This is a genomic window from Mesorhizobium sp. M1E.F.Ca.ET.045.02.1.1 (genome assembly GCF_003952485.1).
In the GTDB taxonomy this organism is placed as follows: domain Bacteria; phylum Pseudomonadota; class Alphaproteobacteria; order Rhizobiales; family Rhizobiaceae; genus Mesorhizobium.
In genome coordinates this window covers 3,480,589-3,503,820 of the sequence record NZ_CP034447.1, presented here as the reverse complement: position 1 = coordinate 3,503,820, position 23,232 = coordinate 3,480,589, and the positions used below count along the sequence as shown (strand labels likewise).

Below are 23,232 nucleotides of genomic sequence, written 5' to 3'. Positions count from 1 at the left end.
CTGTGGACGCGAGGCGGACGATACGCTCCCAATGAACAATCATCAGCTTTGGGTGACGACTTTTCCTTGGGGTCGAAACCGGTATTTCGACTCCGGTACCAAGCGTCAGATTTTCACCACTAGAGCAATTCCAGGAAAAGTGTGAAACGGTTTTCCGTCCGGAATTGCGTCAATACAACAAGATAGGGCGGTTTGCCGTTTCCGTGAAACGGTGAACCGCCCTGGCGATCCTCGAAAGAAATGGGCGGCCGTAGCCGCCAGAAAATGATTGAAAAAGAATGGGCGGCCGCAGCCGCCAGAAAATGATTGAAAAAGAATGGGCGGCCGCAGCCGCCCATGGCGCAGGCTCGAAAGGTGCCTGACCTATTTCTTCATCGCACCCATGACCGCGCCGATGATGGCGGTCAGGATGGCGCCGCCGCCGGCGCCGCCGACGATGTTCTGTACGTTCAGCGCGCTGCCCAGTCCGCCCGCTGCCGCCGCGGCCGCCGCCGGATCGACCGTGCCGCCGCCGAGCAGGCTGCCGAGAATGGCCGCGCCGCCGACGCCGCCGATGGCGCCACCGAGGATTTTGGGAAGCTGACCCAGTGCCGCCTGTTTCAACGCCGCGCCGACGGCCTGACCGCCGATGACACCCGTAATGACCTGAATAACGATAGCGACGAGCGTGTTCGTATCCATGTACCTAGTCCCTCCATAGCCGCCAGCCTCCTCGGGCCGACGCCATCATGAGACGCCTAATTGCTCCAAAGTCAAATGCGCGGCCGCTTAAATAAAAGGGGCGGCCCGAAAACCGCCCCTATAGGACAAAAAAGCTGTGACTATCGCTATTCTGCGGCGATGGCATGCTTTGGTTGCACTGCAGCAGAATAGTCATTCATCAAGGTCTTTGCGATCTCGCCGACCTCGAATCGGTACGGACCGATCTCCGAAACCGGCGTGACTTCGGCGGCCGTGCCGGTGAGGAAGCACTGCTCGAAGCCTTCGAGATCTTCCGGCATGATGGCGCGCTCGATCACCTCGAAACCACGGTCCTTGGCCAGGCCGATCACCGTGCGGCGGGTGATGCCGTCGAGGAAACAATCGGGCGTGGGCGTATGGACCTTGCCGTCCTTGACGAAGAAGATGTTGGCGCCGGTGGCTTCCGCCACCTGGCCGCGCCAGTCGAGCATCATGGCGTCTGCGCAGCCCTTGGCCTCGGCGGCGTGCTTGGACAGCGTGCAGATCATGTAGAGGCCGGCCGCCTTGGACTTGGACGGCGCGGTGCGCGGGTCGGGCCGGCGCCATTCGGCGACGTCGAGGCGGATGCCCTTCAGCTTTTGCGCGGGATCGAAATAGCTCGGCCATTGCCAGATGGCGATGGCACAGTTGATGCGGTTGTTCTGCGCCGAGACGCCCATCTGCTCGCTGCCGCGCCAGGCGATCGGACGCACATAGGCGTCCTGGAAACCCTGCTTCTTCAGGAGCGTGCGGCAGGCCTCGTCGATCTCCGCGACCGAAAAGGGGATCTTGAAGCCGAGCAGGCGCGCCGATTCATGCAGGCGCTCATTGTGCTCGGTCAGCTTGAAGATCTGGCCGCCATAGGCGCGCTCGCCCTCGAAGACGGCGCTGGCATAATGCAGGCCGTGGGTCAAAACATGGATCTTGGCGTCGGCCCATTTGACGAACTCGCCGTTCATCCAGATGAAACCGTCCAGTTGATCGAAAGGAACGGATGCCATGGAAACCTCCCGCGGGCGGGCGCCCGCAAATCGTTGCGTCATATAGCGTTCGCGTCAGCCGCGCATGGGGTCTGAACCGCCGCCAGTGCTTGGAAGCGTAGGCGGATATTTAATTCATGGCAAACTTAGGAAGTTCCGGAAAAACGGCTTCCGCTTGCCTTTTCGTTCGCAATCCGCCGAAAAGCTTGTCAAAAATTATCATTGCCGGGAAATTACGTCAACAGTACTGACATAATCCCGCTTTGCATGGAGAAATGATGACGGATCGAAGCCCCGCAGCCGGAAAACCGATCAGGACGGCGATCACCGATGAGGACGGCATCGATTTTGCCATCATCGAGTTGTTTTTCTTCGCCTATCGCGACTTCACCTCCGATCCCGACCAGATCCTTGCCGATTACGGCTTCGGCCGCGCCCATCATCGCGTGCTGCATTTCGTCAATCGCAGGCCTGGGTTGACGGTTGCCGAACTGCTCGATGTGCTGAAGATCACCAAGCAGAGCCTGGCGCGGGTATTGAAGCAGTTGATCGACACCGACCATATCGTGCAGTTGCAAGGTCCGCGCGACCGCCGGCAACGCGAACTCTACCCGACGGCCAAGGGCCGCGCGTTGGCACTGGCGCTGGCACGGCCACAGTCGCGCCGCATCCGTGCTGCATTGGAGGATTCCGGAGCCGCCGGACGTGCCTCGATCGAACGTTTCCTGGAGGCGATGGTCGATCCGGAACTAAGAGCGCAGATCAACATTGTGCCTGCGCAAACATCGGGGAAAAGAAATGGAGACCACTGAAAAGGTTGATCATCCGGCAATGCCCGACGATGACGCGCCGCATCTGCTGGTGGTCGATGACGACACCCGCATCCGCAATCTGCTCAAGCAATACCTGTCCGAGAATGGCTTTCGCGTCACCGTCGCCGGTAATTCCAGCGAGGCGCGGCGCAAGCTCGCGGGGCTCGACTTCGACCTGCTGGTGCTCGATGTCATGATGCCTGGCGAAACCGGCGTCGACCTCACCAAGGCGCTGCGCGCCGAGAAGAACGTGCCGATCCTGATGCTGACGGCGCTGTCGGAAACCGACAGCCGCATCACCGGGCTGGAGGCCGGCGCCGACGACTATCTGCCGAAGCCCTTCGACCCGCGTGAGCTCATCCTGCGCATCAACAATATCCTGCGCCGCGGCGGGCCGGCGGCAACGCCGAAGGTCGAGCAGCTCGTCTTCGGCCCCTACACGTTCCAGATCGCCAAGCGCGAACTGAAGCGTGGCGGCGAGGCGCTGAAGCTGACCGACCGCGAGCAGGAGATCCTGGCAATCTTCGCCGCGCGCGCGGGCGAGACAATACCTCGCCATGAGCTCGTCGGCGATGAATCGGATGTCGGCGAGCGGACCATCGATGTCCAGATCAACCGGCTGCGCCGCAAGATCGAACGCGATCCGTCCAACCCGGTGTGGCTGCAGACAGTGCGCGGTATTGGGTATCGGCTCAGCGTGGAATAAACTGTTCCAGTGCGTGTCGCCCTAAAGTGGGCAGCGGTTTTGGGATACGACATGCACCAAAGAAGCGAAGCGCGCCAGGTAGGGCGCGCTTGCGGCCCTTTGCTGAACGGCCATCGACGAGCGGAAGGGCGAATGGCGACCACGCAACTGGAAAAGAAGGATGGCGGCATCGGCGATCTCGCGATGCGGACGCTGAAGGCGATGCCGCGCGCCTGGAACCGGTTCTGGCGCCTGGTCGCGCTCTACATGCCGAAGCGGCTCTATGCCCGCTCCCTCATCATCGTCATCGCGCCGATGATCCTTCTCCAGTCGGTCGTCGCCTTCGTCTTCATGGAGCGCCACTGGCAGACGGTCACCCAGCGCCTGTCGCAGGCGACCATCGCCGACATCGCCGCCATCATCGACATGATGGAGACCTACCCGCACGACGCCGATTACGCCAATGTCATCCGCATCGCTCAGGACCGCATGCAGCTCAAGGTCGATCTGCTCCCGCCCGATCCGCTGCCGCCCCCCGGGCCGAAGCCGTTCTTCTCCATCCTCGACACGGCCCTGTCGTCGGAGATCACCAGGCAGATCAACCGCCCCTTCTGGATCGACACGGTCGGCAACTCCAACGTCGTCGAGGTTCGCGTCCAGCTCGAAGGCAAGGTCTTGCGCGTCTTCGTGCGCCGCAGCCAGGCCTACGCCTCGAACACCCATATCTTCCTGATCTGGATGGTCGGCACCTCGCTGGTGCTGTTGATGATCGCCATTCCCTTCCTGCGCAACCAGATAAGGCCGATCCTGACGCTCGCCGAGGCTGCTGAGAGCTTCGGCAAGGGCCGGCCGATGCCGCGCGATTTCCGTCCGCGCGGCGCGGAGGAAGTGCGCCGCGCCGGCTTCGCCTTCATCCAGATGCGCGAGCGCATCGAGCGCCAGATCGAACAGCGCACCGCCATGCTGACCGGCGTCAGCCACGATCTTCGAACCATCCTCACCCGCTTCAAGCTGCAGTTGGCGCTGGCCGGCGGCAAGGCCGAGACCAAGGCCGCGCTCAACCAGGATATCGACGACATGCAGTCGATGCTGGAAGGTTATCTTGCCTTTGCCCGCGGCGAGGCTGCTGAAGACACCGGCCGCTTTGATCTTGAGACCTATTTACAGAAGCTTGGCGAGGAAGCGCAGCTGCGCAAATGCAAGCTGTCCACGACCTTGACCGGCGATCCGGCCGTGCATGTGCGGCCGAACGCCTTTGCCAGGCTGCTGTCCAACGTCATCGGCAACGCCTTCCGCTATGCCAAGACCGTAAAGGTCGATGCCAACCACGGCCGCGGCTCGCTCACCGTCACCATCGACGACGACGGCCCGGGCATCGCGCCCGACAAGCGCGAAGAAGTGTTCAAGCCATTCCTGCGGCTCGACGAGGCGCGCAACCTCGATGCCAGCGGCACCGGCCTCGGCCTGTCGATCGCCCGCGATATCGCCCGCAGCCATGGCGGCGACATCAGCCTCGAAGACAGCCCGCTCGGCGGCCTGCGCGCCGTGATCAAGGTTCCAGCCTAGATCGGAGCATGATCCCGTAAAGTGGAACCCGGTTTTCGGGTTAGATCATGCTCAATCAAAATTGCGGGTTCATCCGCCCGTCATGAAATCATGGTCAAGAGCGCGCATGAAGCGTGCGACCCTTACCGATTCGGCACTGCCGCCCCGCTTCGATCCCGCGCCTGCTAGGGTGCGCTGGAGCGAAGCGCGAGCCGCTGCCTGGCTGCCGTTTCGCCACCGTGCCGGCGCGCTCATGAATCTCTGCGAAGGATCGTCATGCGCATCCTGATGGTCACCGATGCATGGCGGCCGCAGATCAACGGCGTGGTCCACACGCTGGAGCGGCTTGCCGAGACGCTGAAATCCTTCGACGTTGAGGTCGATTTCCTGACGCCGAACATCTTCCGCACCTTGCCGCTGCCGACCTATCCGGACATTCGGCTGGCGTTGACAACTCCCGGCCATGTCGCGCGGCTGATCGATGCACGCAAGGCTGACCACATCCACATCGTCACCGAAGGGCCTCTGGGTATCATGGCGCGCCGCTACTGCCGCAAGGCCGGCCGCCCCTTCACCACCAGCTACCACACGCGTTTTCCCGAATATCTCAGCGCCCGCCTGCCGGTGCCGGAGGGCTGGGCCTATAACTGGCTGCGCGACTTCCACAATTCCGGACAGGGCACGCTTGTCGCCACCCAATCGCTTTCGGACGACCTCGCAGCGCGCGGCTTCAACAAGCTGCGCCCCTGGACGCGCGGCGTCGACACCGATCATTTCCGGCCGGACAAGCGCAAGGACACGAGCTTCCCCCACCCCGTCTTCCTCTGCGTTGGCCGCGTCGCGATCGAAAAGAACCTGACGGCCTTCCTTGATCTCGATCTTCCCGGCAGCAAGGTGGTCGTCGGTGAAGGGCCGGAGCTGGCGAAGCTCAAGGCCCGCTATCCAATGGTGCATTTCCTCGGTCATCGCCCGAACGACGAGCTGGCGGAAATCTACGCATCGGCCGACGTCTTCGTCTTTCCAAGCCGCACCGACACCTTCGGCAACGTCATCATCGAGGCTTTGGCCAGCGGCACGCCGGTGGCCGCCTACCCGGTGACCGGACCGATCGATATCGTTGGTGACGGCGGCGGCGGAGCCGTGTCCGAGGACCTAGGCGAGGCCGCGCTCAAGGCGCTTCAGATCGACCGCGCTGAGGCGCGCCAGCGCGCCATGCGCTACAGCTGGAAGGCCTGCGCCGAAATGTTCCTCGACGCCGTCGAGGAAGCGTTGGGGATGCCGCGCAAGCTGGCCGCCTGATAGGGCCCCTTCACATACCTGTGCCGCCGGCGACGTTTCCCTTAAATCAATCCCACTGCCTCTTTGAGTCTTTTGTACACCAATACCGATGATTTCATTTTCAATTTGGGGGCCGAAGGTTTAGATTTTCTCCGCTTTACACCGTCTCTAGATGGAGCTGCGCTTGCCTGCCCTCCTTGCAATTAATAATTTTCGTTGGAAGGTGGCGGCGCTTTTAATAGCATCTTTGATTTATTTTATTGCCTATTCCATTCGCACCAATCACTGGCTATTGTTGATTTTGCCTGTTTTAGTGATATTGATTTGCATGATATCTACTTGGGACAAGAGGGGGAATTTTAAAAACCTGGTTATGTCTTTTGTATATCAGATAATATCTTACTTAATTCTCGGGATTGGCATTCTTGCGGATGAAAGAAGTCTCTTTATAATATTGTTTTCGTCAGTTTTATATATTTTTGGCGACACAGAAAGGATACGGAAGCCTAGCTAGGTAACACGCCGCCTAGCGAGAGCTTGCGCTATAGTTAATTGCAGTGCATTATTCTGCATGTGTAGTTCGCTGCGGGATTGACGCCGATGTCAACGCTGGACGAGTTGCCTGCCGTATTGCCAACGCGTCGCCTCTTGCGCATCGGCAAGACCGTTGCGAGGGTGCTCGGCTATTGCCGTGCGAATGCCTGGCCGCTCTTCGTGGCCGCCTGGTTTCCCTGCTTTCTGACGGCGCTCTGTCTGGCGGCGCTTGCGCTTGTTCTTTTTGCCGATCCGGAGCAGGTGCCCGCCTGGCTTCTATCGCGTGGCTTTGACTCCAGGACTTGGCTTTCCGCGATTGTTGCCGCGCCGTTCTCAGCGATGGTCTTTGCATTCGTTCTGGATCACATGGCAAACGCGCCCGAGCATGGCCGTGTCGTTGTTCGGCGCGGCATTGAAAGTACTAGACGCTTCGCTATCCCGGGCATACGCTTTGAGCTTAGCCAGCGGATTCTCTTGGCTGCGTTGCTTCTCGCGGCCGTCCAGCTTCTTAGCGGCTTTGCGGTCGCCGGCGAGCACAGACTGCTCGTCGCCGGCCTGCTGGCCACACATGACCTGCCGCTCAGTCCTGAGGACATCACGCCCTGGGTGTCGGCGATGGGAGTCTTCAACCTGTTCGCGGGCGGTTTCGTGCTTGCCTGGACATATCTGTTTGTCGGCGATTTTCTCTGGACGGGATCGTTTGATCCAATCGGGTGCTGGCGTGCGCTCCACGGCAATCACCTGCGTTTCGTCGCCATAATGCTCATCGTTCTCGCAATAGTTGCCATGCTCAAATATGGGCTGGTCCTGGCCGCAGGCCTGATCCTGATCCCCGCGGATGCCGCGCCGCCTTCCTTCTTGAGCCTCATGCTGTTGCATTTCGGACTCGCCTGGCCGTTCGACGTCCTCCATCTGGTGCTCTCAGCCGCAACGGTCGGAACCATTTTGGGCGCATTTCGGCCCGCAGCCATCGCCTCAATCCGGCCGGCTGCAGCGGCGCTATGATGCGCCTGCCCGGGCCTCCTGGCGGCGCTGCGCTCGGCGAGGTCGAGTTTGATCAATCCGCCGGCTGCAGCGCAGACAACTGCGGATGACGGCAGCCTGCTCGCCAATTTTAGAACAGTCGCCCGCCGTCCGGGACCTTGCGCTCGATGGCGCCGAGCACCACGGCTCCTTCCTCGTCGGGAAAGCCCAGCGTCAGCACTTCCGACATGAAGGGGCCAATCTGGCGCGGCGGAAAATTCACCACCGCGAAGACCTGCCGGCCGATCAGCGTTTCCGGAGCGTAGTATTTGGTGATCTGGGCCGATGACTTCTTCACCCCGATGGCCGGGCCGAAATCGATCTTCAGCTTGAACGCCGGCTTGCGCGCCTCCGGAAATGGCTCGGCCTCGACGATCGTGCCGGCACGGATATCGACACGGTCGAAATCGGCGAAGCTGATCTCGGGCTTGCGCCCGCTGCTGGAACTCATCGCTGGCGTCTGCTTGGTTCAGGCGTTTCCGTGGGTCTCGAAGAGCACGCTGGACAGCGCGTCCTTGGCCGATGTACCGGACCAGACGACGAACTGGAAGGCCTGGAAATAGCATTCGCAGGCCTCGAGCGCCGAGGACAGCAGCACCTCGACCTGCTGGCTCGACGGCTCGACCCCACCGGCAAGCAGCAGCGACTGCCTGAACATGATCGCGCCCTCCTGCTCCCACAGGTCGAAATGGCCGAACAGCATTTGTTCGTTGATGAGCGACAACAGCCGCATCACTTCCAGCGCGCGCGTTTCCGGCACCTTGATGTCGAAGGCGCAGGCCAGATGCAGCGCCTCGAAATCCTCCATCCAGGAGAAGGAGACATGATAGTCGGTCCAACTGCCGGTCACCGAAATCGAGATCTCGTCGTCGCCGGCGCGCTCGAAGGACCAGTCATTGTTGTGGGCCACCTGCTCGATGACATCCACCGGGTGGATTTCGCGGGAGAATTCGAGTTCGAGAAGTTCCATGGAATGCTTCCTGTGTTCAGGGGAGCGCCACACGCTCCGCGGGGCACACACGACGAACAATCTTGTCTAGAACTCGGACGGCCAGGAACTTCTCAAACGCAAAGACTCCAGACCGGACCCCACCGCCCGGCGCATGATCCCTGCTCCGAATCATGCAACAAATTCAGTCTATTGATCGGGAGTCGCGTGAACAGCCCAATTTTTCGCACTGCGTCATTCGCATGTGGAAAGGCGCTGTCAAAAAGATTCATGCAATGCCGGTAAGCGATTCACGGCAAAGCGATTTTCCGGATCGCGCTTTGTGGAAAAGTTTAGCGATTATTTTTTTGATCTGGGCTTCGCCGCGGCCGCCGGTGCGGTCTGCCCGGTCAGTTCGGCGAGCTTGGCCTCGAGCGCCTCGACGCGCGCCGCAAGCTGGATGCTGTCTTCCCTCGCCTTGACAGCCATCTCGCGCGCGGCCTCGAACTCTTCACGCTGAACCACTTCCATGGAGTTGAGCAGGCGCTCGGCCTGGCTGCGGAAGGCGGTCTCCATCTCGCGCCGAACGCCCTGGGCGGCCCCCGCTGCATCCGTCATCAGCTTGGCGAATTCGTCGAGAATGCGGTTCGGTCCGTTCGACATGGCAAATCCTCGCTTGCTGATTTTTCACGTAGTGGCGAGCGGCGCGGAATGCAAGCGCATCCGATGCGGACTTGCTATTCCTGCTAGCTGGCCATTCCAATAACTATTATTATAGAGTGAACCCTCTCAAAGGAGGCCGTCATGGCGATCAGTGCAGACCTGGGGCACCGGCTGGAAGATGTTGTGAACCGGCTCGTCAGCACCGGCCGCTACAATTCGAAAAGCGAGGTATTGCGCGAAGGCGTTCGCCTCGTCGAGGAGCGAGAGAAGCGCCTTGCCACCCTCGATGCGGCACTCGCCAAAGGCATTTCGGATGCCGACGCAGGCAGGTCGACGCCAGCAGAGGAAGTGTTCGACCGTCTTGAGGCGAAATACAGGGCGATTGCAGAGAAGGGCAAGTGAGGCCGCTAACCTTCACTGATCAGGCCAAAGCGGACCTTGAGGCCATAGCCAACCACATCGGGCTCGACAATCCACTTCGCGCGGTGACCTTCATCCAGGACCTGCGCGACGACTGCTTGCGATTGCGGACCATGCCGGAGCGGCATCCAGTCGTGGAACGATACCGGTCGTCGGGCGTCCGTCGGCGCGTTCACGGCCGCTATCTGATCTTCTATCGCGTCAGCACAGGCGCGGTGGAAATCCTGCATGTCCTGCACGGCGCGATGGACTTTGAGAATATTCTATTCCCCGAGGATTGAGGTCGCGGCAGCCGCCTTGACCCCGCCAAAACCCTGCCGCATGGTCCGCGCCCGATAGACGACCGCAACCGGGAGACCCCAGTTTGAGCGAATATTTCCTGCTGCCACTGGCCTCTCTGCCCTTCCCCAACATCGATCCGGTCATCATCCATATCGGACCGCTGGCGGTGCATTGGTATGGCGTCGGCTACATCGTCGGCATCCTCTTTGCCTGGTGGTACGCAAAGCGGCTCGTCACCAACGCCAGCCTTTGGCCGGACGGCAAGCTGCCGATGAAGCCCGAGGACCTCGACGATTTCATCGTCTGGGCAGCGATCGGCGTGGTGCTCGGCGGGCGGACCGGCTATGTGCTTTTCTACGATCTTGCGCGCTACATCGCGCATCCGCTCGACATCTTTGCCGTCTGGGAGGGCGGCATGTCGTTTCATGGCGGGCTGCTCGGCGTCATCCTCGCCATGACCTTGTTCTCGCTCAAGCGCGGCATCCACACTTGGACGCTGTTCGACGTCGTCGCGGCTGGCGTGCCGGTCGGCCTCGGACTGGTGCGCGTCGCCAATTTCATCAATTCTGAGCTCTGGGGGCGACCGTCGGATGTGCCCTGGGCGATCGAATTCCCCAATGGCGGCCCGTTTACCCGGCATCCCAGCCAGCTCTATGAGGCGCTGCTTGAAGGCCTCGTGCTGTTCCTGGTGCTGCGCTTCCTCACCCATTCTCGGCTGAAGCTGAGAACGCCGCGTTTCGTCGGCGGCGCCTTCATCTGCGGCTATGGTTTGTCGCGCATCTTCGTCGAGCTCTTCCGCGAGCCCGACCAGCAGCTCGGCTACCTGCTCGGCACCAACTGGCTGACCATGGGTATGATCCTGTCCTCGCCGATGGTGCTCGCCGGCATCTGGGCCATGGCGACTGCGAAGCCGATGACGCAGCCGCAGGCAGCATGACCCGCCTGAAGGACCGCATCGTCGACCTGATCGGCGCCGTGGGGCCGATCCCGGTCAGCGAATACATGGCGCTCTGCCTGTTCGACCCCAAGGACGGCTATTACACGACGCGCGAGCCCTTCGGCCCTGCCGGCGACTTCGTCACCGCGCCCGAGATCAGCCAGATGTTCGGCGAGCTTGTCGCCGTCTGGCTTTACCAGGCCTGGCAGGGCGCCGGCCGGCCGCTTCCCGCCACCTTCGCCGAGATCGGCCCCGGCCGCGGCACACTGATGAAGGACATGCTGCGCACATGGTCGCGGCTCGACCCGGTGCTTGCAGCCGGCGCTTCCTTCGCCATGATCGAGACCAGTCCGCGCCTCATCGAGATCCAGAAAGCGACGCTTGCCAATCAAAATGCAGCCCTGAGCTGGCACCGGACCATCGACACCCTGCCGCACCAGCCGCTCTTCATCGTCGGCAACGAGCTGTTCGACGCGGTGCCGATCCGCCAGTTCGTCCATGTCGGCGCAGGCTGGCGCGAGCGGATGGTCGGCCTCGACGATGCCGACAATCTCCATTTCTTTGCCGGCGCCGGTTCCGTCGACCCGGCGCTGCTGCCGTCGGGCGCGGCGGACGCGCCGCAAGGCGCGATCGCCGAGGTGGCGCCGGCCCGCGCGGCGTTGATGTCGGCGATTGCCGAGCGCATCGCCGGCCGCGGCGGCGCCGGGCTCTTCATCGATTATGGCCATCTTGAGCCCGGCATCGGCGACACATTGCAGGCGCTGCGCAGGCACGATCACGAAGACGTGCTCGCCAATCCCGGCGAGGCCGATCTCACCGCCCATGTGGATTTCGCGGCCTTGGCAGCGACCGTCCGGGCGCACGGCCTCGATGCGGAACTGACCACGCAAGGCGAATTCCTGCTTGGCATGGGGCTGCTCGAGCGCGCCGGTTCACTCGGCGCCGACGCCGATGACGGCGCGCGGCAGGCGATTTCCGACGCGGTCGAACGCCTCGCGGGTTCAGATGCCATGGGCGAGCTCTTCAAGGTGATGAAGGTCCTGCCGGCGGCGAAAACCGGCTGACATCGACAGGCAATCCGTGCAAGCTGGCCCGGCTACTTGCCCGAGCTTCGCCCCTCGCCGAACTTCACCTTGACGAAATCGCCCACGCGGACAACAAACCCATCCATGCTGAATCAGACCAGACCCGATCCAGTACGCTCGCCTCTTCTGGAGAAGGCGCAAGGCATCCGTCACGGTTACTTCACGCGCATCGGCGGCGTCTCCGGCGGCATCTACCAGGGCCTCAACATCGGCACGGGCTCCAGCGACGATCAAACGCTGGTGGCCGAAAATCGCCGTCGCGTCGCCGACTGGATGGGCGTGCCGGCGGATCATCTCCTCACCGCGCACCAGGTCCATTCGCCCGATGTCGTCATCGCCAGGGAACCTTTTGCGTATCCGCGACCCAAGGCCGACGCCGTCGTCACTGATCGGCCGGGCATCGCCGTCGGCGCCTCGACGGCCGATTGTGGGCCGGTGCTGTTCGCCGACCCCGAAGCCCGCGTCATCGGCGCGGCGCACGCCGGCTGGAAAGGTGCTTTCACCGGCGTGCTCGAAAACACCGTTGCCGCGATGGAAGGTCTCGGCGCCCGCCGTGATCGCATCGTCGCCGTGCTCGGCCCCTCGATCGGACCCGACAATTACGAGGTCGGAGCGGAATTCGTCTCCCGCTTCGTCGAGGCCGACGCCGGCAACCAACGCTATTTCAGGTCGTCGGTGAACCCCCGCCACTCGATGTTCGACCTCAACCAATATACGGTCGACCGGCTGCGCAAGGCCGGCGTGACCGCCGAAGGGCTCGGCCGCTGCACTTACGCGGAAGAGGATCTTTTCTATTCCTACCGGCGCACCACCCACCGCAGGGAAGCGGATTACGGGCGCCAGGTTTCGGCAATCGTTCTGGAGAAAGAATAATGGCGCTGCATTTCGAACGTTCGGAATTCGACGCGCGGCGCGACCGGCTGCTGATCGAAATGGCCGAGAAGAAGCTCGACGCCGTGCTTTTGTTCGCGCAGGAGAGCATGTACTGGCTGACCGGCTACGACACGTTCGGCTTCTGCTTCTTCCAGTGTCTGGTAGTGAAGGCCGACGGATCGATGGTGCTGCTCACCCGCTCGGCCGATTTGAGACAAGCGCGCCACACCTCGACCATCGAAAACATCGTGCTGTGGACCGATCGCGACGGCGCCAATCCGGCGATCGACCTGCGCAACCTGCTCAATGACCTCGATCTGCTCGGCGCCCGCATCGGCGTCGAATACGACACGCATGGCCTGACCGCCTACAACGGCCGCCGCGTGGATGAGCAGTTGCAAACCTTCGGCCAGATCGCCGATGCTTCCGGCATCGTCGGCCGGCTGCGGCTCTTCAAGAGCCCGGCCGAAATCGCCAAGGCGGAAAAAGCGGCAAGTCTTTCCGACGATGCGCTGGATGCGGCCTTGCCGCTGATCAAGCAGGGCGGCGACGAGGGGCCTATCCTGGCGGCCATGCAAGGTGCCGTCTTTGCCGGCGGCGGCGACTACCCCGCCAACGAATACATCATCGGCTCCGGCGCCGATGCCCTGCTTTGCCGCTATAAGGCCGGGCGCCGCAAGCTTACCAAGAACGACCAGCTGACGCTCGAATGGGCGGGTGTCTTCCATCACTACCACGCCCCGATGATGCGTACCGCATTGACCGGCAAGGTCTCGAAGCGCCACCAGGAACTGTTCGATGCCGCCCGCGCCGCGCTGCTTGCGGTCGAAAAGGCGATGATGCCGGGCAACACCTTCGGCGATGTCTTCGATGCGCATGCCCGCACGCTCGAGGCGCATAATCTCACCAAGCACCGGCTGAACGCCTGCGGCTATTCGGTCGGCGCCCGCTTCACGCCGTCCTGGATGGATATGCCGATGTTCTACCAGGGCAATCCGGAGCCGATCGCGCCCAACATGACGCTGTTCGCGCATATGATCATCATGGACTCCGAGACCGAGTCGGCGATGACCCTTGGCCGCACCTACCTCACCACGGAATCGGCGCCGAAGCCGCTCTCCCGCCATGATCTCGACTTGATCGTACAGTGAATCCATAATGGTAGGTTCACGCGGGGGCGTCGCCACGAGGGAGTTTTCGGGCAAATGAGACGATCGCAGGTGACGACCGTGTCATTGCTCGCGGCGCTGGCGCTCACCGCTTGCACCAACGCCAAGGACGTCCTCGATCCTTCGGCCGTCACCCCGCCGGCGAGTTCGGCTCAGACTTTGCCGACCACCCCGGGCACATCGGCCACCACATCGCCGACGACGACCGCGCCAGCCCCTGCGGCGACAGCGACGGCTTCGGCGCCCGCTACCCCCGCTCAGACAGCCGCCATCGCCAAGACCCGGCTGCAGGTCGCGCCGATCGTCGGCGCCTCGGTGGAAGCCGCGGCACCACTGACAGCGGAGCTGCAGACGCGCGCCAGGCAGCGCGGCGTGACGCTTGTCGGCAGCACCGACCAGACGGCAACGCATGTGCTGAAAGGCTATTTTTCGACGATGTCCGAAGGCAAGGACACGACCGTCATCTACGTCTGGGACGTCTACGACCCCTCGGGCAACCGCCTGCACCGCATCAATGGCCAGCAGAAGTCGCCTTCGGTCGGCAGCACCGAGGGCTGGCCGGCCGTTGCTCCCGCGACCATGCAGGCGATCGCCGACCAGACGATCGACCAGTTCACCGCCTGGCTGGGCAGCGGTGGCGCCGGCTAGGGCGCCCTATTGTGTTGCCGGCTTGCGATGCCGACAGCCTTTGTTGCGCCTTGTCGAAGGATTCCCGATCACGAGGCTTGCAATACCGGCGCGGGCCGCTAAAAGCCCGCATAAAAGGCTCATGAGAGTCTGTTTGGTCTCTCCATCCTTCACCAGGAACGGTGCATGAAGCTTTTCGCGGGCAATTCCAATAGGGTGCTGGCCGAAGCGGTCGCTCGCTATCTCAACATCCCGCTGGGTAAGGCCAGCGTCCGGCGCTTCGCCGATCAGGAGATCTTCGTCGAGATCCAGGAAAACGTGCGCGGCGAGGATGTCTTCATCCTGCAGTCCACGTCTTTCCCGACTAACGACCATCTGATGGAACTGCTCATCATGATGGACGCCTTCATGCGCTCCTCCGCAAGGCGAATCACGGCGGTCATCCCTTATTTCGGCTATGCCAGGCAGGACCGCCGCGCCTCCGGCCGCACGCCGATCTCGGCCAAGCTCGTCGCCAACATGATCACCCGCGCCGGCGCCGACCGCGTGTTGACGCTCGACCTTCATGCCGGCCAGATCCAGGGCTTCTTCGATATTCCGACCGACAATCTGTTCTCGGTGCCGGTGATGGCCCGCGACGTGAAGGCGAAATACAAGCAGCTCGGCAACGTCGTGGTGGTGTCGCCAGACATCGGCGGCGTGGTGCGGGCCCGCGCGCTGGCAAAACGCTTCGACGCGCAGCTCGCCATCGTCGACAAGCGCCGCGAGCGCCCCGGCGAATCCGAGGTCATGAACATCATCGGCGCCGTCGCCGGCAAGGATTGCCTGCTGATCGACGACATCGTCGATTCCGGCGGCACGCTCTGCAATGCCGCCGACGCGCTGCTCGCCAACGGCGCGACCAGCGTCACCGCCTACATCACCCATGGCGTGCTCTCGGGCGGCGCGGTTGCCCGCATCGCCGGTTCGAAGCTGCAGGAACTGGTGATCACCGATTCCATCCAGCCGAGCCAGGCCGTGCTCGACGCGCCCAACATCCGCGTCATCTCGATCGCCGACCTGATGGGCGAGGCGATCTCGCGCACGGCGACCGAGGAATCGGTCTCGAGCCTGTTCGATTAAGCCACCGCGGTTTCGGCACGGACCGGGCCGCTTAACCGCTTTGCCCCCTCGCCCGCCTCGCGCGCGCCGCGCATATAGCCGCGCGGCGAGGCGCCCAGCATGCGCTTGAACATGGTGATGAAGGCCGGCACGCTGTCATAGCCGAGGTCAAGCGCCACTCTGGTGATCGGCTCGTCGTCGGCAAGCCTCGGCAACGCCGCGAACAGGCAGGCCTGCTGGCGCCATGTCGACAGCGACAGCCCGGTTTGACGCTGAAAGGCGCGGGTGAACGAGCGCCGGCTCATGCCCGCGGCATCCGCCCATTCGTCGATCGTCGCATGCGGCGAAGGCGCCGCCACGAAGCGCCGGCAGAGCGTCGCGAGCTTCGGATCCGACGGGAAAGGCAGACCGAGCGGCCGTTCCGGCAGGTTCGGGATCTCGTGCAGCAAGAGCCCCATGATCAATCCGGCGCGCCCTTCGAGCTCGCCGCCCTGCGGCAACTTCTCCGATTCGACGATCAGGCTGTGCATGAGCCCGGTGATGCCGACGACGCGCAAGCCCTCCGGCAGGCCGGGAATGGCGTCCGGCGTGACATAGACCGAGCGCATCGAGACATCGCCCAGCATCTCGACCGAATGCTCGATGCCGGCCGGTATCCACATGGCATGGTCGGGCGGCACCATCCAGCGGCCGTGCTTGGTCGTCACCAGCACGACGCCGACCAGCGCGTGCAGCAACTGGCTGCGGCTGTGCCGGTGCCGCGGCACGTGGTAGCCGTCGGGATATTCGGTCGGCAGCGCGACCGCCGGCCCGACCGCCTGTTCCAGCCATTGCCAGCGGCTTTCATGCAGCCGGCCGAGCTCGGCGGCATCGCCCCTGAATATTTCCCGGCCATGCGGCATCGGATGTGGCCCACTTGCGAAACTATTGGACCAAACCACGAAAGAAGTCGCCATTCAAGCCGACTATAAGGCAAGCGTCCTATAAGACTGCCTGCGGTTCGCCGCCAAAAAGACCACGGAGCAATTGCCTTGACCGACACGACAGCTGCCGCCGTCGCTACCCCAGCGCCGGCCAGCCACCCCTCGGCGCAAGCGACGGCCTTCACCGCCATTCTTGCGGTGAGCTTCTGCCACTGCGTCAATGACATCATGCAGTCGCTGCTTTCGGCCATCTATCCGCTGCTCAAGGACAATTACGGTCTCGACTTCTGGCAGATCGGCCTTTTGACCTTCACCTTCCAGGTGACCGCCTCGCTGCTGCAGCCGGTGATCGGCATGATCACCGACAAACGGCCGATGCCCTATTCCTTGCCTTGGGGCATGGCCTCGTCGCTGATCGGGCTGGTGGTGCTTGCTCATGCCGGCCATTACTGGCTGCTCCTGATCGGCGCCTCGCTGATCGGTATCGGCTCGGCGATCTTCCATCCGGAATCCTCGCGCATCGCCCGCTTCGCTTCCGGCGGCCGCTTCGGCCTGGCGCAGTCGCTGTTCCAGGTCGGCGGCAATTTCGGCCAGGCGATGGGACCGCTGCTCGCCGCCTTCATCGTCGTGCCGTTCGGCCAGACCAGCATCTCCTGGTTCGCCGTCGGCTCGCTGATCGGCATCATCGTGCTGTGGCAGGTCGGCGGCTGGTACAGCCGGCTGCGCGCTTCGATGGCCACCCGCAAGCAGGTGGCCCACGTCTCGCCCTTCCCGCGCAGCAAGGTGATGTGGGCATTGGCGGTCCTGACGCTCTTGGTGCTGACCAAGAACGCCTATATCGCCTCGCTCTCCAGCTACTACACTTTCTACGCCATCCATAAGTTCGGCGTTTCGGTGCAGATGTCGCAGGTGATGCTGTTCCTGTTCCTTGGCGCTTCGGCGCTGGGCATCCTGCTAGGCGGCCCATTCGGCGACCGCTACGGCCAGAAGGCGATGATCTGGTTCTCCATCGTCGGCGTGCTGCCGTTCACGCTGGCACTGCCCTACGCCAACCTGGAATGGACGATGGTGCTCACCGTGCTGATCGGCCTCATCCTGTCGTCGGCCTTTTCCAACATCGTCGTCTTCGCGCAGGAATTGGTGCCCGGTCGCGTCGGCATGATCGCCGGCATCTTCTTCGGCTTCGCGTTCGGCATGGGCGGCATCGCCGCCGCCGTGCTTGGCGTCATCGCCGATATGAAGGGCATCGACTTCGTCTACCAGATCTGTTCCTACCTGCCCTTCCTCGGCCTGCTGACGGTATTCCTGCCGAATATGAGGGAAGCGCGGAAGGCGCAGGCGGCGGCCAGTTAAAAACCGCCGATCTTCAGGACTCGAATAAGGGCGTGGCAGCTGCCGCGCCCTTATCGATTCCTTCCCATACGCCAGGTGAAAAGCCTGTTAGTGTTCGAAACGCGTGCGCTGGCGACGCTGCCGCAGATAACTCAATGTCTCTGGAGAATGATATGCGCAAGATCGTATTGGCCGTGTTGGGCGTGCTTCTTGTAACCTTGCCGGCTACGGCACGCATCGTTCCTTTTCCGCCGGGTTTCAAGACGCAGTCCGTCGAAACCAACGGCACGAGCCTCTATGTGCGCGTCGGCGGCAAAGGTCCCGCGGTCGTGCTGCTGCACGGCTTTGCCGATACCGGAGACATGTGGGGCGCCGCGGCGGCGGCGCTCGCAAAGGACCATACTGTCATCGTGCCGGACCTGCGCGGCATGGGTCTGTCCGCTCACCCTGAAGCGGGCTACACCAAGAAGAACCAGGCCGTCGACATCGCCGGCGTGTTGGATGCCCTGAAGATCGACAAGGCAGATCTGGTCACGCACGACATCGGCAACATGGTTGGCTATGCGCTTGCTGCGCAATATCCCAAGCGCATCACCAAATGGGTCATCATCGATGCGCCGCTACCCGGAATCGGTGACTGGGAAAAGATCAAGCAAAGCCCGCTGCTTTGGCACTTCAACTTCCGTGGCCCGGATATGGAGCGGCTGGTCGCGGGGCGAGAGCGCATCTATCTCGACCGCTTCTACAACGAACTGTCGGCCGACCCGAAGAAGATCGATGAGGCCACGCGCAAGCACTATGCCAAACTCTATGCACGCCCGCATGCGATGCATGACGCTTTCGAGCAGTTCAAGGCCTTTGACCAGGACGCGATCGACAACCAGGCGATGCTCGCCGCTGGCAGCAAACTGACCATGCCGGTGCTGGCTGTTGGCGGGGAAAAATCCGCCGGCACCACGCAGGCCGATATCTTGCGGCTTGTTGCGACCGATGTCACAGGCGGCATCGTGCCCAACTCCGGTCATTGGATCATGGAGGAAAACCCCGACGCCACCGTCAAGCTGATCACTGGTTTTCTCGCCAGGTAGGCACTGTCCCGCGGACATGTCGATGAAAGTACAAAAGCACCCGCCTGACGGCGGGTGCCTGTCTACGCAACTGGACGATTCTAGGCCTTGAAGAAGGCCAAGAGGTCGGCGTTGATGACGTCCGCATGGGTCGTCGCCATGCCGTGCGGAAAGCCCTTGTAGACCTTGAGCTCACCCTTCTTGAGCAGCTTGATCGAAAGCAGCGCCGAATCCGCGATCGGAACGATCTGATCGTCGTCGCCATGCATGACCAGCACCGGCACGTCGATCTTCTTCAGGTCCTCGGTGAAGTCGGTTTCCGAGAAGGCCTTGATGCAATCGTAATGCGCCTTGGTGCCGCCCATCATGCCCTGGCGCCACCAATTGTCGATAACGCCTTCCGACACCGTCGCGCCCGGACGGTTGAAGCCGTAAAACGGACCGGCGGGAACGTCGCGGAAGAACTGGGCGCGGTTGGCCGTCAGCGCCGAGCGGAAGCCGTCGAACACCTCGATCGGCAGGCCGCCGGGATTGGCTGGGGTCTTGAGCATGATCGGCGGCACTGCCCCGATCAACACGGCCTTGGCGACGCGACCGCCGGAGCCGTATTGCGCGACATAACGCGCCACTTCGCCGCCACCGGTCGAATGGCCGACATGGATGGCATCCTTGAGGTTGAGATGCGCGGTGAGCGCCGCCACATCGGCGGCATAGGTGTCCATCTCATTGCCGGCGTCCGTCTGACTGGAGCGGCCGTGGCCGCGGCGGTCATGGGCGATGACGCGGTAGCCTTTGGAGAGGAAGAACAGCATCTGGGCGTCCCAGTCGTCGCTGCTCAGCGGCCAGCCGTGATGGAACACGATCGGCTGACCGGTGCCCCAGTCCTTGTAGTAGATCTGCGTTCCGTCCTTGGTGGTGATCGTGCCGCTGCCGATCTTGGTCTGCGAAGCTTCAGTCATCTCCATCTCCTTTGTATTTTCGCAATAAATAATATCGCGATAACGAAATGGGTAACGCGATCGAGCACGCTTGTCCACAAAAATATATATCACGATAACATTTTCCGTGGTATATAATCAGTGCTCAGTCGGCAAAGGAACGCGTCGGTGCCTCTTCCCTTGGACAATCAGCTCTGTTTCACGCTTTACGCCACCAGCATGACAATCAATCGTACCTACAAGCCCATGCTGGACGAAATGGGAATCACTTATCCGCAATATCTGGTGCTCAACGCGCTGGGCGAAGCGGACGGCATGTCGGTGGGCAGCATCGCGCACCGGCTCGCCTTGGAATCGAGCACCATCACGCCGCTGGTGAAGCGGATGGAACAGGCTAGCCTGGTAACCCGCCAGCGCAGCCAGACCGACGAACGCCAGGTGCAGGTTGACCTGACCGCGGCCGGACGCGCGCTGTTGGTCCGGTGCAATTGCCTGAACGAGACCCTGATCGAGCGCTCGGGCATGACGCTGGCTGAACTCGATGCCCTGAACCGGCAGGTGAAGGCGCTGCGGGATGCGCTGAACAGTGACCTGGCCGGCGATAGCTGAAGCTTGCGCGCTATCCCTTAATGCAGGCCGAACTCGCGCAGCAATTCCTCGCGGTAGCGCACGAAGCGGCTTTCGCTGCGGTCGCGCGGTCGTGGCAGGTCGACGTCGATCAGCCTTGCCGCGCCGCCCTTCTCCTTGGGCAGGATCAGCACCCTGTCGGCGAGATAGATCGCCTCCTCCAGGTCATGGGTGACCACGACCATCGTGACGTTCTCCTCGCTCCAGATGCGCGCCAGTTCCTCCTGCATGGAGATCTTGGTCATGGCGTCGAGGGCCCCAAGCGGCTCGTCGAGCAGCAGGATTTCGGGCTGCACCGTCAGCGCCCGTGCTATGCCGACGCGCTGGGCCATGCCGCCCGAGAGCTGCCTTGGATAGGCATCGCTGAACTCGGCAAGGCCGACCAGCGCGATATAGAACCGCGCCCGCTTCTCGGCCTCCGCCTTGGACACGCCACGCACTTCGAGACCGAAGGCGACATTGCCGAGTACGGTCAGCCAGGGCAGCAGCCGCGGCTCCTGGAAGATCACCGCCCGCTCCTCGCCGACGCCCTCGACCTGCTTTCCATCGATCGCGACGGCGCCGCCGTCGGCCCGCTCCAGGCCGGCGAGGATGCGCAGCAGCGTCGTCTTGCCCGAACCGCTGGCGCCGACGATAACCAGGCATTCGCCGGAGCGGATGTCGAGGTTGAGCGAGCGCAGCACCGCGAGTTGACGCCCGCCAAGCGCGAAGGACTTCGACAGGTCGCGTATCGTGACCTCGCCGCCGCGTGCGGTAGCCATGCCGGTGTCTCCATGTCAGTTGGTTTTGGTTTCGCCCGGGCGATAGAGGATGTCGGTGGCCTTGAGCTTGCCTTTCGGCAAACGGCCATCGCGTTCGAGAATGCTGACCCAGAACTCGACGTCGCGGTTCGTCACCGCTGCCTTTTCGCGCAGCCCGAAGCCGGTCCAGAAGCGGGCCAGCTCGCCGTTCTCGCCGCGTTTGTCGAGGACGTCGGCGAGCACCTTGCGCGCCTCGTCCGGATTTTGCCGCGACCAGTCGGCGGCGCGCGCGGACTGTTCGACGAAGTTGCGGGCAGCATCGGGATTGGCGGCGATGAAGTCGCGCCGGAGCACGACGAAACCGCCGGCGATCTCGCCGAGCACGTCGGTGTCGTTGAAGACGCCGCGCACGCCGCCATTGCTGACCAACTGGCCGGCAAACGTCGCCTGCCAGTAGCCGAGCCCCGCGATATCGACCTGGCGCGAGCGCAAGGTCTGCTCGAGCTGCGGTCCGGGTACCACGACGAGCTTGGCGGCATCCGGCGGCAGGCCGACGCTGCGCAGCGCCTCACGCACCGTATAATCGAGATGGGCGCCGAGCGTGTTGACCGAGATCGTCTTGCCGGCGATGTCGGCGATCGACTTGATCGGGCTGTCCTCCAGCACATAGAAGACGCTCTTCACGTCCTTGTTGATGCCGTTGCTCGGATAGGCGGCGACGAAGTCGTTGCCGCCGGCGATCGAGTTGATCACGGCAGGCGTGGCGACCGAACCCAAATCGACGCTGCCGGAGGCGAGCGCGAACAGCGATTCCGGGCCGCCCGCGGCATAGCCGACATTCTCGAGCTCGATGCCGAGGCCTTTGAAATAGCCGAGTTCGCCGGCAAGCTCGTGCGGGGAGATGCCGCCGCGGCTGGCAAGGTAGCGTATCTTGACGGCGGCGGCCTGCGAGCGTGCGATCGAAGGCAGGCCGGCGGCGATGATGCCGGCGGCAAGCGGGGCACGCAGGAGAAGCGAACGGCGTGTGATGGTCATGGTCCGGCCTTTCATGGTTTCAGGAATGATTGGTGATGGATTGACGGCTCAGCCGACGGTGCTGCTCCAGCGGCAGAGCCGCCGTTGCAGGCTGACCAGCGCCTGGTTGGCGATCAGGCCAAGTGCGGCAAGGATGACGATCGCCGCGAACATCAGCGGGATCTGGAAGTTGTACTGCGCGTTCATCACCTGGAAGCCGATGCCCTTGTTGGCGCCGATCATTTCCGAGGCGATCAGCAGCAGCAGCGCGGTGGTGGCGCCGAGCCTCAGGCCCACGAAGATCGAGGGCACGGCGCCGGGCAGCACGACGCGGCGGAATATGGTGAGCCGCCGGCCGCCGTAGACGCGCGCCATCTCGAGCAGCTTCGGATCGACCTCCTTGACGCCGCTGATGGTGTTGAGGAGCAGCGGGAACAGCGTCGCCCAGAAGATGACGAACACCTTGGAGGCTTCGCCCAATCCCAAGAGCAGGATGAACACCGGATAGAGCGCCAGCGCCGAGGTCTGACGGAACAACTGCACGATCGGATCGAGCGCGGTTTCCACGGCTCGCACCTGGCCCATGACCAGTCCGAGTGGGATAGCGACGATGACGGCCGCCGCGAAGGCAAGGCCGGCGCGCTGCAGGCTGATGGCGATATCGCCGAGCAGGCTGCCGCCGGCGAGGCCCTTCCAGAGCGCCGCGACGATGGCGTCGATCGGCGGCAGCACGGCCGCGTTGACCCAGCCGCTGCTCGCCGCAATTTGCCAAAGCGAGAGGAAGCCGAGCAGCACGCCATAACGCGACAGGATCCGCGTCGATGTCCGGCCGGCCAGCCGCAAGGCCGCCGTCCCGAAGCCATTGCCGCCGTCATGGCCGCCGATGCCGACCGACCGTTCGATGTGCTGCAAAGTCATCGTCTTGCCTT

Annotated in this window: 27 protein-coding genes; 16 read left to right on the top strand and 11 right to left on the bottom strand. The window is 62.8% G+C overall.

Translation table 11 applies throughout. From position 1 onward, the window contains the following. Positions 1-119: 119 nt before the first annotated feature. The 3 genes from EJ070_RS16955 to EJ070_RS16945 all read right to left on the bottom strand — a co-directional run bounded on the left by EJ070_RS16955 (position 120) and on the right by EJ070_RS16945 (position 1,721). Positions 120-338, bottom strand: coding sequence for a hypothetical protein (locus EJ070_RS16955; protein WP_126092396.1), 219 nt, complete (start codon positions 336-338; stop codon positions 120-122). Between the two features lie 25 nt (positions 339-363). Then, positions 364-681 (bottom strand): hypothetical protein, encoded by a 318-nt coding sequence (locus EJ070_RS16950; RefSeq protein ID WP_126059777.1) that lies wholly within the window; start codon positions 679-681, stop codon positions 364-366. Positions 682-827: 146 nt separating this feature from the next. Beyond that, on the bottom strand, positions 828-1,721 hold the full coding sequence (locus EJ070_RS16945; RefSeq protein WP_126092395.1) for a branched-chain amino acid aminotransferase: 894 nt from the start codon (positions 1,719-1,721) through the stop codon (positions 828-830). Between the two features lie 257 nt (positions 1,722-1,978). Between EJ070_RS16945 and EJ070_RS16940 the strand changes: the two genes are divergently transcribed. The 5 genes from EJ070_RS16940 (at position 1,979) to EJ070_RS16920 (ending at position 7,559) form a co-directional block, all read left to right on the top strand. Continuing rightward, positions 1,979-2,512, top strand: a complete 534-nt coding sequence (locus tag EJ070_RS16940; protein ID WP_126092394.1) for a MarR family transcriptional regulator — start codon at positions 1,979-1,981, stop codon at positions 2,510-2,512. Next, positions 2,499-3,218, top strand: coding sequence for a response regulator transcription factor (locus EJ070_RS16935; protein WP_126092393.1), 720 nt, complete (start codon positions 2,499-2,501; stop codon positions 3,216-3,218). Before EJ070_RS16940 ends, EJ070_RS16935 begins: the two co-directional genes overlap by 14 nt. A 132-nt stretch (positions 3,219-3,350) precedes the next feature. Further along, positions 3,351-4,763 (top strand): ATP-binding protein, encoded by a 1,413-nt coding sequence (locus EJ070_RS16930; protein WP_126092392.1) that lies wholly within the window; start codon positions 3,351-3,353, stop codon positions 4,761-4,763. A gap of 255 nt (positions 4,764-5,018) precedes the next feature. Then, entirely contained in the window at positions 5,019-6,041 is a 1,023-nt protein-coding gene (locus tag EJ070_RS16925) for a glycosyltransferase family 1 protein (RefSeq protein WP_126092391.1), read from the top strand. Between the two features lie 579 nt (positions 6,042-6,620). Next, a complete protein-coding gene (locus EJ070_RS16920) occupies positions 6,621-7,559 on the top strand; it encodes a hypothetical protein (protein WP_245464904.1) in 939 nt (312 codons plus the stop codon). Between the two features lie 109 nt (positions 7,560-7,668). Here EJ070_RS16920 and EJ070_RS16915 read toward each other — a convergent pair whose 3' ends face one another. From EJ070_RS16915 to EJ070_RS16905, 3 genes are all read right to left on the bottom strand, one after another. Continuing rightward, a complete protein-coding gene (locus EJ070_RS16915) occupies positions 7,669-8,028 on the bottom strand; it encodes a tRNA-binding protein (RefSeq protein ID WP_126092389.1) in 360 nt (119 codons plus the stop codon). Positions 8,029-8,046: 18 nt separating this feature from the next. Continuing rightward, complete coding sequence (locus EJ070_RS16910; protein WP_040970944.1) at positions 8,047-8,547, bottom strand: YbjN domain-containing protein; 501 nt, start codon at positions 8,545-8,547, stop codon at positions 8,047-8,049. Between the two features lie 318 nt (positions 8,548-8,865). Continuing rightward, positions 8,866-9,168: an accessory factor UbiK family protein gene (locus tag EJ070_RS16905; protein WP_126092388.1), complete on the bottom strand. Its 303-nt coding sequence runs from the start codon at positions 9,166-9,168 to the stop codon at positions 8,866-8,868. A gap of 141 nt (positions 9,169-9,309) precedes the next feature. Between EJ070_RS16905 and EJ070_RS16900 the strand changes: the two genes are divergently transcribed. The 8 genes from EJ070_RS16900 to EJ070_RS16865 all read left to right on the top strand — a co-directional run bounded on the left by EJ070_RS16900 (position 9,310) and on the right by EJ070_RS16865 (position 15,683). Further along, positions 9,310-9,570 (top strand): type II toxin-antitoxin system ParD family antitoxin, encoded by a 261-nt coding sequence (locus EJ070_RS16900; protein ID WP_126092387.1) that lies wholly within the window; start codon positions 9,310-9,312, stop codon positions 9,568-9,570. After that, on the top strand, positions 9,567-9,869 hold the full coding sequence (locus EJ070_RS16895; protein WP_126092386.1) for a type II toxin-antitoxin system RelE/ParE family toxin: 303 nt from the start codon (positions 9,567-9,569) through the stop codon (positions 9,867-9,869). The genes EJ070_RS16900 and EJ070_RS16895 overlap by 4 nt, the downstream gene beginning before the upstream one ends. 83 nt (positions 9,870-9,952) lie before the next feature. Then, the gene (gene lgt / locus EJ070_RS16890) at positions 9,953-10,807 is read left to right on the top strand and encodes a prolipoprotein diacylglyceryl transferase (protein WP_126092385.1); all 855 of its coding nucleotides are present in this window, start codon (positions 9,953-9,955) and stop codon (positions 10,805-10,807) included. Further along, positions 10,804-11,871 carry a class I SAM-dependent methyltransferase gene (locus tag EJ070_RS16885; protein WP_126092384.1) on the top strand — a complete coding sequence of 356 codons (1,068 nt, stop codon included), beginning with the start codon at positions 10,804-10,806 and terminating at the stop codon, positions 11,869-11,871. Before lgt ends, EJ070_RS16885 begins: the two co-directional genes overlap by 4 nt. Positions 11,872-11,976: 105 nt before the next feature. Beyond that, entirely contained in the window at positions 11,977-12,765 is a 789-nt protein-coding gene (gene pgeF / locus EJ070_RS16880; RefSeq protein WP_126092383.1) for a peptidoglycan editing factor PgeF, read from the top strand. Next, a complete protein-coding gene (locus EJ070_RS16875) occupies positions 12,765-13,916 on the top strand; it encodes a Xaa-Pro peptidase family protein (RefSeq protein WP_126092382.1) in 1,152 nt (383 codons plus the stop codon). The genes pgeF and EJ070_RS16875 overlap by 1 nt, the downstream gene beginning before the upstream one ends. Before the next feature lie 54 nt (positions 13,917-13,970). Next, positions 13,971-14,582, top strand: coding sequence for a hypothetical protein (locus EJ070_RS16870; protein WP_126092381.1), 612 nt, complete (start codon positions 13,971-13,973; stop codon positions 14,580-14,582). Between the two features lie 165 nt (positions 14,583-14,747). After that, positions 14,748-15,683, top strand: a complete 936-nt coding sequence (locus tag EJ070_RS16865) for a ribose-phosphate pyrophosphokinase (protein ID WP_126092380.1) — start codon at positions 14,748-14,750, stop codon at positions 15,681-15,683. On the opposite strand, the gene EJ070_RS16860 is transcribed toward EJ070_RS16865, so the two are convergent. After that, the gene (locus tag EJ070_RS16860; RefSeq protein ID WP_126092379.1) at positions 15,680-16,564 is read right to left on the bottom strand and encodes a helix-turn-helix transcriptional regulator; all 885 of its coding nucleotides are present in this window, start codon (positions 16,562-16,564) and stop codon (positions 15,680-15,682) included. The genes EJ070_RS16865 and EJ070_RS16860 overlap by 4 nt on opposite strands. Before the next feature lie 129 nt (positions 16,565-16,693). Between EJ070_RS16860 and EJ070_RS16855 the strand changes: the two genes are divergently transcribed. Then, complete coding sequence (locus tag EJ070_RS16855) at positions 16,694-17,938, top strand: MFS transporter (protein WP_189350552.1); 1,245 nt, start codon at positions 16,694-16,696, stop codon at positions 17,936-17,938. 152 nt (positions 17,939-18,090) lie between these two features. Then, entirely contained in the window at positions 18,091-19,005 is a 915-nt protein-coding gene (locus EJ070_RS16850) for an alpha/beta hydrolase (protein ID WP_126095795.1), read from the top strand. 80 nt (positions 19,006-19,085) lie between these two features. On the opposite strand, the gene EJ070_RS16845 is transcribed toward EJ070_RS16850, so the two are convergent. Next, complete coding sequence (locus EJ070_RS16845) at positions 19,086-19,943, bottom strand: alpha/beta hydrolase (protein WP_126092377.1); 858 nt, start codon at positions 19,941-19,943, stop codon at positions 19,086-19,088. Between the two features lie 147 nt (positions 19,944-20,090). On the opposite strand from EJ070_RS16845, the gene EJ070_RS16840 reads away from it, so the two are divergent. Continuing rightward, positions 20,091-20,531 (top strand): MarR family transcriptional regulator, encoded by a 441-nt coding sequence (locus tag EJ070_RS16840; protein ID WP_126092376.1) that lies wholly within the window; start codon positions 20,091-20,093, stop codon positions 20,529-20,531. Positions 20,532-20,548: 17 nt separating this feature from the next. Here the strand turns inward: EJ070_RS16840 and EJ070_RS16835 are convergent, their stop codons facing one another. From EJ070_RS16835 to EJ070_RS16825, 3 genes are read right to left on the bottom strand one after another with little or no spacing between them, the layout of a single operon-like run. Further along, the gene (locus tag EJ070_RS16835) at positions 20,549-21,310 is read right to left on the bottom strand and encodes an ABC transporter ATP-binding protein (protein WP_126092375.1); all 762 of its coding nucleotides are present in this window, start codon (positions 21,308-21,310) and stop codon (positions 20,549-20,551) included. A 15-nt stretch (positions 21,311-21,325) separates the two neighbouring features. Next, on the bottom strand, positions 21,326-22,324 hold the full coding sequence (locus tag EJ070_RS16830) for an ABC transporter substrate-binding protein (protein WP_126092374.1): 999 nt from the start codon (positions 22,322-22,324) through the stop codon (positions 21,326-21,328). A 48-nt stretch (positions 22,325-22,372) separates the two neighbouring features. Beyond that, entirely contained in the window at positions 22,373-23,221 is an 849-nt protein-coding gene (locus EJ070_RS16825) for an ABC transporter permease (RefSeq protein WP_126092373.1), read from the bottom strand. Positions 23,222-23,232 lie beyond the last annotated feature (11 nt).